9 protein-coding genes are annotated in these 14,591 nt (G+C 64.6%); 4 read left to right on the forward strand and 5 right to left on the reverse strand.

Annotation, left to right across the window (positions count from 1 at the left end; translation table 11 throughout):
* Positions 1-5 precede the first annotated feature (5 nt).
* Positions 6-2,729: a DUF4118 domain-containing protein gene (locus tag IC761_RS08055; RefSeq protein WP_195802728.1), complete on the forward strand. Its 2,724-nt coding sequence runs from the start codon at positions 6-8 to the stop codon at positions 2,727-2,729.
* Entirely contained in the window at positions 2,726-3,415 is a 690-nt protein-coding gene (locus tag IC761_RS08060) for a response regulator (protein WP_195802729.1), read from the forward strand. The genes IC761_RS08055 and IC761_RS08060 overlap by 4 nt, the downstream gene beginning before the upstream one ends.
* A 118-nt stretch (positions 3,416-3,533) precedes the next feature.
* Here IC761_RS08060 and ku read toward each other — a convergent pair whose 3' ends face one another.
* On the reverse strand, positions 3,534-4,418 hold the full coding sequence (gene ku / locus IC761_RS08065; protein WP_195802730.1) for a non-homologous end joining protein Ku: 885 nt from the start codon (positions 4,416-4,418) through the stop codon (positions 3,534-3,536).
* Positions 4,419-4,537: 119 nt separating this feature from the next.
* Between ku and ligD the strand changes: the two genes are divergently transcribed.
* Positions 4,538-7,210 (forward strand): DNA ligase D, encoded by a 2,673-nt coding sequence (gene ligD / locus IC761_RS08070; protein WP_195802731.1) that lies wholly within the window; start codon positions 4,538-4,540, stop codon positions 7,208-7,210.
* Between the two features lie 96 nt (positions 7,211-7,306).
* Here the strand turns inward: ligD and IC761_RS08075 are convergent, their stop codons facing one another.
* On the reverse strand, positions 7,307-7,471 hold the full coding sequence (locus IC761_RS08075; protein WP_007595743.1) for a DUF3309 family protein: 165 nt from the start codon (positions 7,469-7,471) through the stop codon (positions 7,307-7,309).
* A gap of 182 nt (positions 7,472-7,653) precedes the next feature.
* Between IC761_RS08075 and IC761_RS08080 the strand changes: the two genes are divergently transcribed.
* Entirely contained in the window at positions 7,654-7,971 is a 318-nt protein-coding gene (locus tag IC761_RS08080; protein WP_195802732.1) for a polyhydroxyalkanoic acid system family protein, read from the forward strand.
* Positions 7,972-7,973: 2 nt separating this feature from the next.
* Here the strand turns inward: IC761_RS08080 and treY are convergent, their stop codons facing one another.
* Genes treY through glgX form a run of 3 tightly spaced genes read right to left on the reverse strand, consistent with a single transcriptional unit; the run spans position 7,974 to position 14,591 of the window.
* A complete protein-coding gene (gene treY / locus IC761_RS08085; RefSeq protein ID WP_195802733.1) occupies positions 7,974-10,760 on the reverse strand; it encodes a malto-oligosyltrehalose synthase in 2,787 nt (928 codons plus the stop codon).
* A 1-nt stretch (position 10,761) separates the two neighbouring features.
* Positions 10,762-12,516 (reverse strand): malto-oligosyltrehalose trehalohydrolase, encoded by a 1,755-nt coding sequence (treZ, locus tag IC761_RS08090; protein ID WP_195802734.1) that lies wholly within the window; start codon positions 12,514-12,516, stop codon positions 10,762-10,764.
* Positions 12,513-14,591 carry a glycogen debranching protein GlgX gene (glgX, locus tag IC761_RS08095; protein WP_195802735.1) on the reverse strand — a complete coding sequence of 693 codons (2,079 nt, stop codon included), beginning with the start codon at positions 14,589-14,591 and terminating at the stop codon, positions 12,513-12,515. Before glgX ends, treZ begins: the two co-directional genes overlap by 4 nt.

The following is a 14,591-nucleotide window of genomic DNA, read 5'->3' on the forward strand; positions in this document are numbered from 1 at the left end:
GAAACATGGTCCGAGAGCGCCGCGATCCCGAACAACGTCCGTCTCCCGAAGCGCTGCTGGAAGCCGCGCGCCGGGAGGAGAGCGCCAGCGGCAAGCTGAAGATCTTTGTCGGCGCCGCCCCCGGCGTCGGCAAGACCTACCAGATGCTGCAAAGCGCCCACGCCAGGCGCAAGGCCGGCATCGATGTCGTGGTCGGCTTCGTCGAGACGCATGGCCGCGCCGAGACCGAGGCGCTGGTGCGGGGGTTGGAAGTGATCCCGCGCAAGAAGCTCGACTATCGCGGCCAGATCGTCGAGGAGATGGACCTCGACGCCGTGATCGCGCGGCGGCCGAGAATCGCCCTGGTCGACGAGCTCGCCCACACCAACGCAGCCGGCAGCCGCCATCCCAAGCGCTATCTCGACGTGGAGGAACTGCTCTCCCACGGCATCGATGTCTACACCGCCGTCAACATCCAGCACATCGAAAGCCTGAACGACGTCGTCGCCCAGATCACGCATGTGCGGGTGCGCGAGACGGTGCCGGATTCGATCTTCGACCGCGCCGATGCGATCGAGCTGATCGACCTTACGCCCGACGATCTCATCCAGCGGCTGCGCGAGGGCAAGGTCTATGTGCCCAAGCAGGCCGAGCGGGCGCTGGAGCACTATTTCTCGCCGGGCAATTTGACGGCGCTGCGCGAGCTCGCGCTACGACGTACCGCCGAACGGGTCGACGAGCAGCTTCTCACCCACATGCAGGCCAACGCCATCGCCGGCCCCTGGGCCGCCAGCGAGCGCATCCTGGTCTGCGTCAGCGAGGATCCGCGCGCGGCCGGGCTCGTGCGCTACACCAAGCGGCTGGCCGACCGGCTGCATGCCCCGTTCACCGCGATCTCGATCGAGACGCGGCGGTCTCTGCAATTGTCAGACGACGAGCGCGACCGGCTCGCCGATACGCTGCGGCTGGCGGAATCGCTCGGGGGCGAGGCGCTGACCATTCCCGCGGTCGGCCGCCGCATTGCCGACGACGTCATCAATTTCGCGCAGGGCAACAACGTCACCCAGATCGTGATCGGCAAGTCGACACGCTCGCGCTGGTTCGAGATGACGCGCGGTTCCGTCGTGCATGATCTGGTGCGCCGCGCCGGCAATATCAGCGTCCACGTCGTTCCCGGCGACGAGCTGCCGGACGAGGCAGCGCCCAAGACGGCAGTGCAGACCGCCGCGCGCTCGGAGCCGTTCAATCCGCTGCCCTATCTGAAGGCGATCGGCATCGTCTTGCTCGGCCTTGGCGCCGCGGAGCTGCTTCAGCCGCGGTTCGGCATCGAGAACGTTGACCTCGTGCTGCTCACCGCGGTGGTGGCGGTTGCGGTCCGGTATGGCTTGTGGCCGTCGCTGCTTGCGAGCATCGCAGCGTCGCTCGCTTATAATTTCTTCTTCCTGCCGCCGGTCTACACCTTCACCATCACCGATCCGACCAACGTCGCGGCGTTCTTCTTCTTCATGCTGATCGCGATCCTGGTCTCGAATGTCGCCGCGCGCGTGCGCACGCAGGCCGACACCGCGATCGGCCGCATCAGGACCACCGAACAGCTCTACGCCTTCAGCCGCAAGCTCGCCGGCACCGCCACGCTCGACGACGTGCTGTGGGCCACCGCTTATCAGATCGCGCTGATGCTGAAGGTCCGCGTCGTGCTGCTGTTGCCGGAGGATGGGCTCTTGACTGTGAAATCCGGCTATCCGCCGGAGGACCAGCTCGACCAGGCCGATCTCGCCGCTGCCAACTGGGCCTGGAGCAATGATCGTTCCGCCGGTCGCGGCGCGGATACGCTGCCGGGCGCCAAGCGGCTGTTTCTGCCGATGCGCACCGGGCGCGGCCCGATTGGCGTCATCGGCATCGACAACGACCGCACCGGCCCGCTGTTGACGCCGGACCAGCGCCGGCTGCTCGACGCGCTGGTCGACCAGGGCGCGCTCGCGATCGAGCGCGTGCTGCTGGTCGAGGACATGGACCGTGTCAAGCGCACCGTCGAATCCGAGCGGCTGCGCTCGGCACTGCTCACCTCGATCTCGCATGATTTGAAGACGCCGCTCGCCTCCGTGCTCGGCGCCGCCTCGACCATGCGCGATCTCGCCGGCGCGCTGTCCGACACTGAGAAGCGCGATCTGCTCGCGACCGTGATCGACGAATCCGAGCGGCTCAACCGCTTCATCGCCAATCTGCTCGACATGACCAAGCTCGAATCCGGCGCCATCGTGCCCAACACGGCGCTGCACGATCTCGGCGAGATCGTCGGCAGCGCGCTGCGACGGGCATCCAAGATCCTGACTGCGCACAAGGTCGAGCTGGTGCTCGCCGCCGATCTGCCGATGCTCCAGCTCGATGCCGTGCTGTTCGAGCAGGTGCTGTTCAACCTGCTCGACAACGCCGCGAAATATTCGCCGCCCGATACCATGGTTTCGATCCGGAGCCAGCGCGAGCGGGATCAGGTGGTGCTCCAGGTCGCCGATGAAGGCGCCGGCATTCCGCCCGACGAGCTCGAGAGCGTGTTCGACAAGTTCTATCGCGCGCAGAAGGGCGATCATGTCCGTCCCGGCACCGGACTCGGGCTCGCCATCTCCCGCGGCTTCGTCGAGGCGATGCGGGGCACGATCTCGGCTGCGAACCGTACCGACCGCAGCGGCGCTGTGCTCACCATCCGTCTGCCCGTCCCGGCACAGACCCACGCATTGGATACCGCCGCATGAGTGCTGCCCCGATCAAGGTTTTGGTGATCGACGACGAGCCGCCGATCCGCAAATTGCTGCGGATGGGGCTTTCCACACAGGGCTATGAGATACTGGAGGCGTCGAACGGCAAGACCGCATTGGAGAAGCTCGCCGAAGAGCCGGCGCTCATCATCCTCGATCTCGGCCTGCCGGACATCCAGGGCCACGAGCTCTTGCGCACCATTCGCGCCCGCAACGAGGCCGTGCCAATCGTGGTGCTGTCGAGCCGCGGCGATGAGGCTGGCAAAGTGCAGGCGCTCGATCTCGGCGCCGATGATTATCTGACAAAGCCGTTCGGCATGGACGAACTCTTGGCGCGCCTGCGCGCGGCGCTGCGGCATCAGCTCCAGGTGCAGGGCGAGCGCCCGATCTTCCGTACCGGCGAGCTCTCCGTCGATCTCGTCCGTCGCATCGTCAAGCTCGGCGAGCGCGACGTTAAGCTGTCGCCGAAGGAATACGACCTCCTGCGCGTACTGGTGCAGCACGCCGGAAAAGTGCTGACCCATCGCTTCCTGCTCAAGGAGCTCTGGGACGAGCTGACCGACGCGCAATATCTCCGCGTCTATGTCCGGCAGCTCCGCCAGAAGATCGAAGCCGACCCGGAGCGCCCGCAATATGTGCTGACCGAGACGGGGATCGGCTACCGGCTGAAGGCAGGGGATTGACTCCGTCGTCATTCCGGGACGCGCCTCTTGGCGCGGGCCCGGAATCCATTTTTCGGCTAGGCATGCTTGTCGCGATGGATTCCGGGCTCGATGCTCCGCATCGCCCCGGAATGACGAGCTATCCCGCCTTCCGATGCCGGGCCGGCGACCGGTGCGCCTTCTTCGCACTGCTCTGCCGCCCGGTCGCCCGGCGCGCATGCGGCTTCGCCGCCGTCTTCTTCGCACCGCGTCCCTTCAGGCTCTGCTTCAGCGCGTCCATCAGGCTGACGACGTTGCTCGGGCGCTCCTCGGGTTCGGGCAGCTCGATCGTCTTGCCGCTCGCCTTGCGCTTGACGAGTGCCTTCAGCGCGGTCTCATACTCGTCCTTGAACTTCGACGGGTCGAAATGCGCGGCCTTGGTGTGCAGGATGTGGCCGGCAAGCTCGACCATGTCCTTGGTGATCTTCGGGCTCTTGATGTCGTCGAAGAACTGGTCCTCGTCGCGCAGCTCGTAAGGGAAGCGCAGCGTGGTGCCGAGCAGGCCCTTGCCGAGCGGCTTGATTGCGATGATGTGCTCGCGATTGGTGAGCACGATTTTGGCGAGTGCCACGCGCTCCTGATCCTTCATGGCATCGCGGATCACGGCAAAAGCATCGACCGCGGCCTTGCCTTCGGGGGCGATATAGTAGGGGTGGTCGAGATAGCGCTGATCGATCTCATCACGCGGCACGAAGCTCTCGATGTCGATGGTGTGATTGCTCTCGATTTGAACGGCTTCCAGCTCCTCTGGCTCGATCTCGACATATTTGCCCTTGCGCAGCTCATAGCCGCGCACCTTGTCCTCGCTCTCGACGACGTCGCCGGTCTCGGAATCGACCATCTGCTGTTTCAGCCTGTTGCCGGTCTCGCGGTTGATCATGTGAAACCGCGTCTTCTCGGCGGCCGTCGTCGCCGGGTAGAGCACGACCGGGCAACTCACAAGCGACAGTTTGAGTATTCCCTTCCAATAGGCGCGCGGGGCCATTCCATTCTCCAATGTTTTCAATGCGTTTTAGGAACCCCAACCTCTCGACTGGGTTTTGGTTCCGGGTGGGAGTTTTGCCGTGTTAGGCTTCGACGCAATTAGAGAATGCGGGACCGGTCGTGCTGCGAAAACTCTCCACCTATCGACAGAAGCGTGATTTCGAGAGGACGCCGGAGCCCTCCGGCGAGGCCGCAGTGGCGCCGTCGAAGCTGCGGCGTTTCGTGATCCAGAAGCACGACGCGACCCGGCTGCACTACGATTTCCGGCTTGAATTCGACGGTGTGTTCAAGTCCTGGGCGGTGACGAAGGGGCCCTCGCTCAATCCACACGACAAGCGGCTGGCAGTCGAGGTCGAGGACCATCCGCTCGACTATGGCGATTTCGAAGGCACGATTCCGGAAGGCCAGTATGGCGGCGGCACCGTGATGCTGTGGGACCGCGGCACCTGGGAATCCGACGATCCCGAAGCCGGCTTCAAGAAGGGCGACCTCAAATTCACCCTGCACGGCGAGAAACTGCATGGCAGCTGGGTGCTGGTGCGCATGCGTAATCGCGGCGGCGAAAAGCGTACCAACTGGCTGCTGATCAAGCATCGCGACGAATACGCCAGCGAAGACGAAGATATTCTGGCCGAGGACAAGTCGGTCGCCTCCGGCCGCGCGATGGCGCAGATCGCGGACGGCAAGGGCCGTGCACCAACGCCGTTCATGCTGGCGAAGGGCGCCAAGGGCAAGGCGGATGCGGTCTGGCAATCGAACCGCGCAGAGGAGACGAAAGGGCGGACCGTCAAACCCGCGCCGCGCACGGCGTTGAAGGGAGGTGCGGCGCCCAAGAGCAGGACTGGTAAAAAGGCGACGACGTCCACGACCGCCAAGAGCGTCTCGGAGATGCCGGATTTCGTGGCGCCGCAGCTTTGCACGCCGGTCGAGCGGCCACCGTCCGGCGATCGCTGGTGCCACGAAATCAAGTTCGACGGTTACCGTGTGCAGCTCCGGGTCGAGGGAGGCAACGCGACGCTGAAGACGCGGACGGGGCTCGACTGGACTGACAAGTTCGCCGCGATCGCGAAGGAGGCAAATGCGCTGCCCGACGTCATGATCGATGGCGAGATCGTTGCGCTGGATCATAACGGTACGCCGAATTTTTCGTCGCTCCAGGCCGCGCTGTCGGACGGCAAGACCGAAGACCTGATCTTCTTCGGCTTCGACCTCTTGTTCGCCGATGGCCTCGATTATCGGCGACTGCCGCTCGGCGCGCGCAAGGCGCGGCTCAAGGAGTTGCTCGCGGCGCGCAAGCGAAAGTCGAACCAGATCCGCTACGTCGAGCATTTCGAGAGTGATGCCGACACGGTGCTGCAATCGGCGCTGAAGCTCGAGCTCGAGGGCGTGGTCTCGAAAAAGCTCGACGCGCCTTATCGTTCGGGGCGGACGGAAAGCTGGACCAAGACAAAATGCCGCGCCGGCCAGGAGGTCGTGATCGGTGGCTGGAAGACGACGGCCGGAAAGTTCCGCTCGCTGATGGCCGGGGTCTATCGCGGCGATCATCTCGCCTATGTCGGCATCGTCGGCACCGGTTTTGGAGCCGACAAGGTCAAGCGTATCATGCCGTTCCTGAAAGAGGCGGCATCGAGCGAAAATCCCTTCGGCGGCAAGAACGCGCCGAAGAAGACGCGCGACGTGCACTGGCTGAAGCCGGAGCTGGTCGCCGAGATCGAATTCGCCGGCTTCACCGCCGACGGAAATATCCGCCAGGCCGCGTTCAAGGGCCTGCGGCAGGACAAGCCGGCTGAGGAGGTCGAGGCTGAAATGCCCGCAGATACCAGGCTTGCGCAGCCGACCGCCAGAAAGCGCGCCCCGGCAAAATCCGGAAAAGCAAAGGACGCCGGCACCGCCGAGGTGATGGGCGTCGCGATCTCAAAACCGGACAAGGAGCTGTGGCCCGACGGCGGCGACGGCGAGGGCGTCACGAAGCTCGACCTCGCGCGCTATTTCGAGGCGATCGGTGACTGGATGATCACGCATCTGAAGGGGCGTCCCTGCTCCATCCTGCGCGCGCCCGATGGCATCGGCGGGGAGACATTCTTCCAGCGTCACGCCATGCAGGGTGGCTCGAAGCTGCTCGAGCTCGCAAAGGTCTCGGGCGAGCGCAAGCCGTATCTCGAGATCAACCGGGTCGAGGGGCTCGCCGCCGTCGCGCAGATCGGCGGCCTCGAGCTGCATCCATGGAATTGCGCGCCTGGTGCCTATGACACGCCGGGCCGGCTGGTGTTCGATCTCGATCCTGCGCCGGACGTCGCTTTCGCCGATGTTGTCGAGGCCGCGAAGGAGATGCGGCAGCGGCTGGCCGACGTCGGCATGGAGAGCTTTTGCAAGACCACCGGCGGCAAGGGCCTGCATGTGGTGGTGCCGCTGCTCTTTGGGACGCGCGACAAGGTCAGCTGGAAGGAGGCCAAGGCCTTTGCGCAAGGAGTCTGCCAGTGGATGGCGAATGACGGTCCCGAGCGCTATCTGCTCAACATGTCCAAGAAGCTGCGCAACGGGAAGATCTTTCTGGATTATCTGCGCAACGATCGCCTGTCGACGGCGGTGGCCCCGCTGTCGCCCCGCGCCCGCGACGGTGCCACGGTGTCGATGCCGGTGACCTGGGCGCAGGTGAAGGGTGATCTCGATCCGATGCGGTATACGGTGCGGACGGTGCCGGGGCTGCTGGCGCGATCGAAGGCGTGGGATGGATACGATGATGCGGCTGCGTCGATCAAAGCTGCAATGAAGACGCTCGCGGCGAAGAAGTAGGGTGGGCAAAGCGAAGCGTGCCCACCAACTTTCTTCCTCTCGGCGAAGAAGGTGGGCACGGCGCTTTGCGCCTTTGCCCACCCTACAAGGTCCGTACTAGATCCGTCCCAGCAGTAGCAATATCAACAGAATGACAATGACGAGCCCGAGGCCGCCGCCGCCGTAATAGCCGGTGCCGTAGAACGGTCCGCCGCCAATGCCGCTGAAGCCGCCGAGCAGGGCGATGACCAGGATGATGAGAATGATGGTGCCGATAGACATACGAATCTCCTCCAGCCCTCTGTTGAAAGGGTTGCTTGCACTTGTCCCGTTGTGCGAGGGCAACTTGCCGCACGCTTGATGGTTCCGGTTTTGAGACGCGGCCGCGCGGGCCGAGTTGCATGGAACCTTTGCCTTTCCACTCGGCATGACTAAGTGAGAGTCAGTCAGCACGGGACAGGGTTATGTCAGCGCCGCTCATCGTTTCCATTCCGCATCGCCTTGGCCGCGAAGAGGCCGTGCGCCGGCTCAAGACCGGGCTCGGCCGCGCCGCCGCGAGCATTCCCGTGATGCTGGTCGAGGAGGAGCGCTGGAGCGGCGACAGCATGAATTTCCGCATTCGCGCGATGGGACAAATCGCGACCGGTCAGGTCGATGTCGCCGATGACCACGTCAAGGTGCAAGTGGTCTTGCCGTGGCTGTTGCAGCGTTTCGCCGAGATGGCGCAGGCTGCGATCCGCAAACGCGGGCAGCTGCTGCTGACCAAGGATGAGGGAAAGTGAGTTCAGGCGCCCACACGCTGCCGTGGAGGCCTGATGACACTTGTTGTTCGCGCCTCGAGAACCGCCGCAGGAAAATCGCGGAACACCCGTGCTACCGGTAGTTCGTTGCCGGCCAGTCCCGGCGCGGCATAGCCGGTGATATCGACGGTCGCGTCGAGACTCTCGGACACGGGCCATTCCCGGCCCGCCTGTGTGAATGGCGCGAACAGACGTCCGACGACGACGATCACGGCGTCGCGGTCGCGACGACGGGCGAAGGCGATGACATGGTCGGCATGCGCGCCGCGGACCTCCAGCGGCTGGTAGTCGCCATGAGCAAACACATCTGGGAGCGCGTTGCGTAACTTGAGGAGATATCGGATCCAGGCGAGCTTGAGCTGTCCGTCTGGCCAGGTCTTGATCAGGCCGCTCCAGTCCGGGTTGTCCAATAACGCCAGCGCCACATATCGAGCGGAAAAATCCACGGGCCGGCGATTGTCGGGATCGACCAGCGACAGGTCCCAGAATTCGGTGCCCTGGTAGAAATCGGGCACGCCGGGCAACATCGCCTTGAGCGTGAGCTGGCTCAGCGAATTCAACGTGCCGAGCAGCGCGATGCGGCGCGCCAGGGTTTCTAGCGATTCCAGGAATTCGGCTGATACCGCAGGATCGAGAATCTTCTCGATGTAGCTCTTCACGCCGCTCTCATACGCCTCATGCGGATTGAGCCAGCTCGTCTCCTCCTTGCCCTCTCGCGCGGCCTTGAGCGCGTAGGCCTGGATGCGTTCGACGAAGCTGGCATCGGTCAGCCCCTGAAGCGGCCAGGCGCCGAGCAGCGTCTGGTAGAGCATGTATTCGAACGTCGCCGACGGCGCGCGCAGGTTGCCGCGGAGCGCGAGATGCTCTGCGTTCAAGACTTTCCAGCGTGCCACGGCGCTTCCCCACTCGCCGGGAATCTCGCCGAGTGCCGTGATCCGCGCGCGGGCATCCTCGCCGCGCTTGGTGTCGTGGGTCGCGGTCGCCGTCATGCCGTGCGGCCACTCTTTCGCGCGTGCCTTCATCGCTTCGTGGAAGGCAGGGATTGCGAGGCCGTGGCTTGCGGGATCGCCGCCGACTTCGTTCAGGGCGAGCAGGCGGTGGAATTGATAGAAGGCGGTGTCCTCCAGCGATTTCGCCATCATCGGCCCGGTGAATTGCTGCACCTTGAGCGCGAAGCGGCGCACGCGCGGGGCACTGTGTGGCGGGCGGCCCGGCTTGAGCAGATCCATGGTCAAGGCATCGCGCAGGAAGTCGAAAATGCCTTCGTCGGTGGCGAACCATTCCGCGCGCGCCCGTGCGATTGTGTCGTCGATCAGCTTGCGGTCATGCGCGATCGGCGCGGCCGTCGTGAGATAGGTGCGGTAGACCGGGAAATGCAGCACATAGAGCTCGAGCGCTTGCCGCAGGCTGTCGGCGGAGAAGTCGCGTGTTGAATAATGTCCGTTGGCGATGCGCGCGAGCAGGCGCGTCAGAACGGTGAATTCGCTGGTCAGCAAAGTTTCCAGCACGCGCCGCTTGGCGTCCTTGACGTAAGGCGCAAGCCGCGGCGGCCGGTTGCTGATCTGCCGCCAGGTCTCGTCCAGCGCCTCCAGTCCCTTGGGATCGACCAGGACTTGCGTGATGGCGTTCATCCACTCATAGCCGGTGGTGCCCTGCACGCCGGCGAAATGCGGCAGGCGCTCGTGCTCGCACAGGATCTTTTCGATCACCGTATAAAAGGGCTTGGCGTTGCCTTGGGCGTCGCGGACCAATCGGTGCAGCCGCTGGCAATATTGCGCGGGATCGCGCAGGCCGTCGATGTGATCGAGACGGATACCCTGCAGCCTGCCGTCGGCGACGAGCTGCTTGACCAGCCGGTGCGTGGCGGCGAAGGTGCTCGCGTCCTCGACGCGCAGGCCGGCGAGCCCGTTGACGTCGAAGAAGCGCCGATAATTGATATCGCTCGATGCAAGCCGCCAATGGCCGAGCTTGTAATGCTGGCGCTCGAGCAGGTGATGCAGCGCCAGCGTCTGCGCCGGGCGGTCCTTGGCGGCGCGATAGGCGGCAAGGCCGTGTGCGATGATATCGGCGCCGCCCGAGATGTCCTTGAGCTCTGCCTTGAAGGCGGGCGCCTCCTTGCGGTTCGGCCGGCGCAGACCCGTATAACGCGCCGCAAGCGACAGCAGACGCTTGCCGGCTTCCGTCTCCGCCGCATCTGCTTCCTTCACGATCAGCCGCAGCAGCTCGCCATATCGCTCGGGCGCGATCGGCAGCCGATGCTCAAAGTACCAGGCGGAAAAGCTGCCTTCGTCGGCATCGTAGCGCAGCTCGATGTCGCCGCGCTCCAGTGCCTCGCCATAGGAAGAACCAAGGATCGGCAGCAGCACACCGCCACGGGCGCGGTGGGGCAAGAGATCCCAGTCGATATCGAAAGCGGCTGCGTGCGGCGAAGTCGGTCCCCATTCCAGCACGTCCAGCCACCAGGGATTGTCGGCAAAGTGCACGCCGACATGGTTCGGCACGAAATCGATGATGAGGCCGAGGTCGTGCGTTCTGAGCGCCTCACTCAGTCGTGCAAAGCCGGCCTCGCCGCCAAGCTCGGGATTGAACTGGCTGTGATCAACGGTGTCGTAGCCGTGGGTCGAGCCCTTGCGCGCCTTCATCACCGGCGAGGCGTAGAGATGCGTGATGCCGAGCGCCTTCAGATAGGGCACTACCGCGGCCGCCTTGTCGAAGTCGACATCCGCGGTGAGTTGCAGGCGGTAGGTGGCAAGGGGAATGGCGGGAGGCATGCTAACCTCCGAGACGCCAGACCACCGACCAGGGCGGAAGCCGGTTGCCGGCCGCGCCGCCCCAGATCGGCGTGGCCGCATCATTGTCCGTGTGTGTGATGTCCTTGTCCGACAGATTGGCGGTCAGGCGCAATGTCGCACCATCCTCCATGCGCCAATGTGCGGTCAGCAAGCCGTTGTCGGCGGCCTCGGCAGCGCCGAATCTCGCGCCCTTTAGGCGTGGTGCGATCTCCTTGCGGCGGAGCGTGAGCAGATCGCGCACGAGCGCAAGCCGCGCGTGCTGCTGCGCCGTGCGGCCGGTCCAGTCGAGCACGGCCGATTCCATCGTGGCCGGATCGAGCGGATCCGGCACATCGTCGCCGTATTTTTCGTAAGCCCAGGCATATTCCTGCTTGCGGCCCTTGCGCACGGCGTCCGCCAGCCCGCCTTGGAAATCGCAAAAGAACGGGAAGGGCATCTTTGAACCCCATTCCTCGCCCTGAAACAGCATCGGCACCATCGGCGCGAGCAGCGTCACCGCAAGCGCGGCCTCGATCTCTCCCGGCGTTGCCAGGCTCTCGAGCCGGTCGCCGAGCGGCCGGTTGCCGATCTGGTCGTGGTTTTGCAGAAAGTTGACGAAGGTCGTTGGCGGCAGCTCGCCGCTTGGTTCGCCGCGCGGCTTCTTGCCCCAGAATTCCGAGATCTCGCCCTGATAGACGAAGCCCGAGGCGAGCGCACGCGCGAGGTCCATGCGCGGCGTCTGGTAATCGGCGTAGTAGCCGGCGAGCTCGCCGGTCAGCATCACATGCCAGGCGTGGTGGTAATCGTCGTTCCACTGCGCGCGATATTTGCCGTTCGGTGGCTCCTGCGCGGCATCGAGCAGGCTGGCGCGATTGTCGCCATTCTCCAGCACGAGGTGGATGTGCCGCCCGGTGGCCTTGGCCAGCTCGCCGGCGGCGACGCTGAGCTCCTGCAACATCGACTGCTCGCCGGGGATCGTCATGATGTGGTTGGCGGCATCCAGCCGCAGGCCGTCGAAGCGATAGTCTGTCAGCCAGCACAGCGCATTCTCGACGGCGAAAGCACGCACCTGCGGCACGCGATAGTCGATCGCGCTGCCCCAGGGCGTATGTGCATCGGTGAAGAAAGTCGGCGCGTAGCGACCGAGATAATTCCCTTCGGGGCCGAAATGATTGTAGACGACGTCGAGAAACATCATCAGCCCGCGCCGATGCGCCTCGTCGATCAGCCTCTTCAGGTCTTCGGGTCGGCCGTAGGCGCTGTCGGGCGCGTACCACAGCACGCCGTCATAGCCCCAGCCGCGGCGGCCGGCGAAATCGGCCAGCGGCATCAATTCCAGCGCGGTGATCCCGGTCGCGACGAGATGATCGAGCCTGTCGATCATCGCGCGGTAAGTGCCTTCCGCCGTGAAGGTGCCGACATGCGTCTCGATCAGCACCGTCTCTTCCCATGGGCGTCCGCGCCAGTCCCTGGCGCGCCAGTCGAACGCGGCGTGATCGATCACCTCGCTCGGGCCGAACACATCCTCGGGCTGGAACGCCGAGGCCGGATCGGGCACGTCGATCTCGTCGTCAATTCGGAATTTGTAGCGGCTGCCGGCATCGAGGCCGGCAATCTCGGCTACATACCAGCCATCTTCGCGACGCCGCATGGCGTGACGCCGTTCGAGCAGCAGATCGACGCGCCTCGCGCCGGGTGCCCAGAGGCGGAACGATACGCCGTCCTTCGTCGGCCTGGCGCCGAAGGATGGCCTCATAGCGCCCCCGCGAAAGCGAGCACGGAACGCGGCGGCGCCTTGCTGTCGCTTCCGGGGAGGAAATCGACCGTGTTCAGCTTGGCGTCGGTCGTGTTCAGGATCTGCTGCCAGCTCTTGTATTCGGGCATCTTGGGCAATTTGAATGCGATCTCTTCGGGGGCGGCGTTCAGGACAATAAAGATCGCAGCGCTGCCCGGTTCCATCGGTCCCATCACATAGGAGAGAAACCGCCCCTCAGGGAATTTCCAGTCGCTCTCGGTCATCTCCGCGCCTGCCGGCGTCAGCCACAATGCGCCATAGGAGATGCCGTCCTTGGGACGGCCGTCGAGCCAGCGATGGCTGCGGAGTTGCGAGAAGCGGCTGCGGATGTCGGCGAGATGGGTGACGAAGTCGACCATGTCCTCGCCGTCCTTGCCGAGATTGTCCCAGCCGACCCAGCCGACCTCGTTGTCCTGGCAATAGGCGTTGTTGTTGCCGGATTGCGAATTGCCGACCTCGTCGCCGGCGAGAAGCAGCGGAATGCCCTGCGCCAGCATCAGGCAGGCCAGCACGTTCTTGCGCAGCTGCCGGCGCAGCCCGAGGATCGTTGGATCGTCGGTCGGTCCCTCGACACCGCAATTGTTGCTATGGTTGTCGTTGGAGCCGTCGCGATTGTCCTCGCCATTGGCCTCGTTGTGCTTCTCGTTGTAGCTGAAGAGATCGGCGAGCGTGAAACCGTCGTGGACGGTGATGTGGTTGATGCTGGCGCGCGGCCTGCGTCCGTCATGGTTGAACAGGTCGGAGGATGCCGTCATGCGGCTGGAGATGTCGCCGATCAGGCTGCCTTCTCCGCTCCAGTAGCGGCGCATGGCGCTGCGATAGCGGTCGTTCCACTCCGACCATTGCGAGGGAAACGCGCCGACCTGGTAGCCGCCGAGCCCGAGATCCCATGGCTCGGCGACGAGCTTGACGGTGGCGAGCACCGGATCCTGCCGGATCGCGGTGAGGAACGAGATGCCGCGATCATAGCCGTTCGGCCCGCGCGCGAGCGTGGTGGCGAGGTCGAAGCGGAAGCCGTCGACATGGCAGACCTCCACCCAGTAGCGCAGCGAATCCATCACCATCTGCAGCACGCGCGGATGGGCGAGGTTCACCGAGGAGCCGCAGCCGGTGAAGTCATCATAGTAGCGCGGGTTCTCGCGGTTCAGCCAGTAATAGGAGGCGTTGTCGATGCCGCGATAGCACAGTGTCGGACCGAGATGGTTGCCCTCGGCGGTGTGGTTGTAGACGACGTCGAGCATCACCTCGATGCCGGCATCGTGCAGCCGCGCCACCGTGGTGCGGAAGGAATCCAACGCGTTGTCCTGGGCGTAGCGCGGCTCCGGCGCGAAGAAGGACAGCGTGTTGTAGCCCCAGTAATTGGCGAGCTTCTTCTCCACCAGCACGCGGTCGTCGACGAAGCTGTGAATCGGCAGCAGCTCCACCGTGGTGACGCCGAGCTTCTTCAGATGCTCGATCATCGCGGGCGATGACAGGCCGCCATAGGTGCCGCGCAAATTCGGCGGCACGTCGTCGCGCTTCTGGGTCAGGCCCTTGACGTGAGCCTCGTAGATGATCGTGTCTTCCCAGGCGATGTTGGGGCGGATCTCGCGGCGGCCCCAATTGAAGGTCTCGTCGACCACGACGGCCTTGGGCATGCCGCGCGCATTGTCGCGGCGGTCGAAGGACAGGTCCTCGCGGGGCGAGCCGGTGCGGTAGGCGAAATGCGCATCGCTCCAGACCAGCCGGCCGGCGAGCCGCTTGGCGTAGGGGTCGAGCAGCAACTTGTTGGCGTTGAAGCGGTGGCCGTGCTCGGGTTCGTAGGGGCCGTGCACGCGATAGCCGTAGAGTTGGCCGGGCGAGACGTCGTTGAGATAGCCGTGCCAGACGTCTTCGGTGCGTTCCGGCAGCTCGATGCGTTCAAGCTCGCGCCGGCCCTGGCTGTCGAATAGGCACAGCTCGACCTTCTGCGCGTTGGCGGAAAACAGCGCGAAATTGGTGCCGCGTCCGTCCCAGCTTGCACCGAGGCGAGCGGGCGATCCAGCAGTCAGGCGCAT

It is taken from the genome of Bradyrhizobium commune (assembly GCF_015624505.1).
Taxonomy (GTDB): domain Bacteria; phylum Pseudomonadota; class Alphaproteobacteria; order Rhizobiales; family Xanthobacteraceae; genus Bradyrhizobium; species Bradyrhizobium commune.

What these genes read in the sequence shown, in the direction of transcription:
- IC761_RS08055 (WP_195802728.1), top strand. Translation starts at nt 6, where the DNA reads ATGGTCCGAGAGCGCCGCGATCCCGAACAACGTCCGTCTCCCGAAGCG.
- IC761_RS08060 (WP_195802729.1), top strand. Translation starts at nt 2,726, where the DNA reads ATGAGTGCTGCCCCGATCAAGGTTTTGGTGATCGACGACGAGCCGCCG.
- ku (WP_195802730.1), bottom strand. Translation starts at nt 4,418, where the DNA reads ATGGCCCCGCGCGCCTATTGGAAGGGAATACTCAAACTGTCGCTTGTG.
- IC761_RS08075 (WP_007595743.1), bottom strand. Translation starts at nt 7,471, where the DNA reads ATGTCTATCGGCACCATCATTCTCATCATCCTGGTCATCGCCCTGCTC.
- IC761_RS08080 (WP_195802732.1), top strand. Translation starts at nt 7,654, where the DNA reads ATGTCAGCGCCGCTCATCGTTTCCATTCCGCATCGCCTTGGCCGCGAA.
- treY (WP_195802733.1), bottom strand. Translation starts at nt 10,760, where the DNA reads ATGCCTCCCGCCATTCCCCTTGCCACCTACCGCCTGCAACTCACCGCG.
- treZ (WP_195802734.1), bottom strand. Translation starts at nt 12,516, where the DNA reads ATGAGGCCATCCTTCGGCGCCAGGCCGACGAAGGACGGCGTATCGTTC.
- glgX (WP_195802735.1), bottom strand. Translation starts at nt 14,591, where the DNA reads ATGCGCCTGACTGCTGGATCGCCCGCTCGCCTCGGTGCAAGCTGGGAC.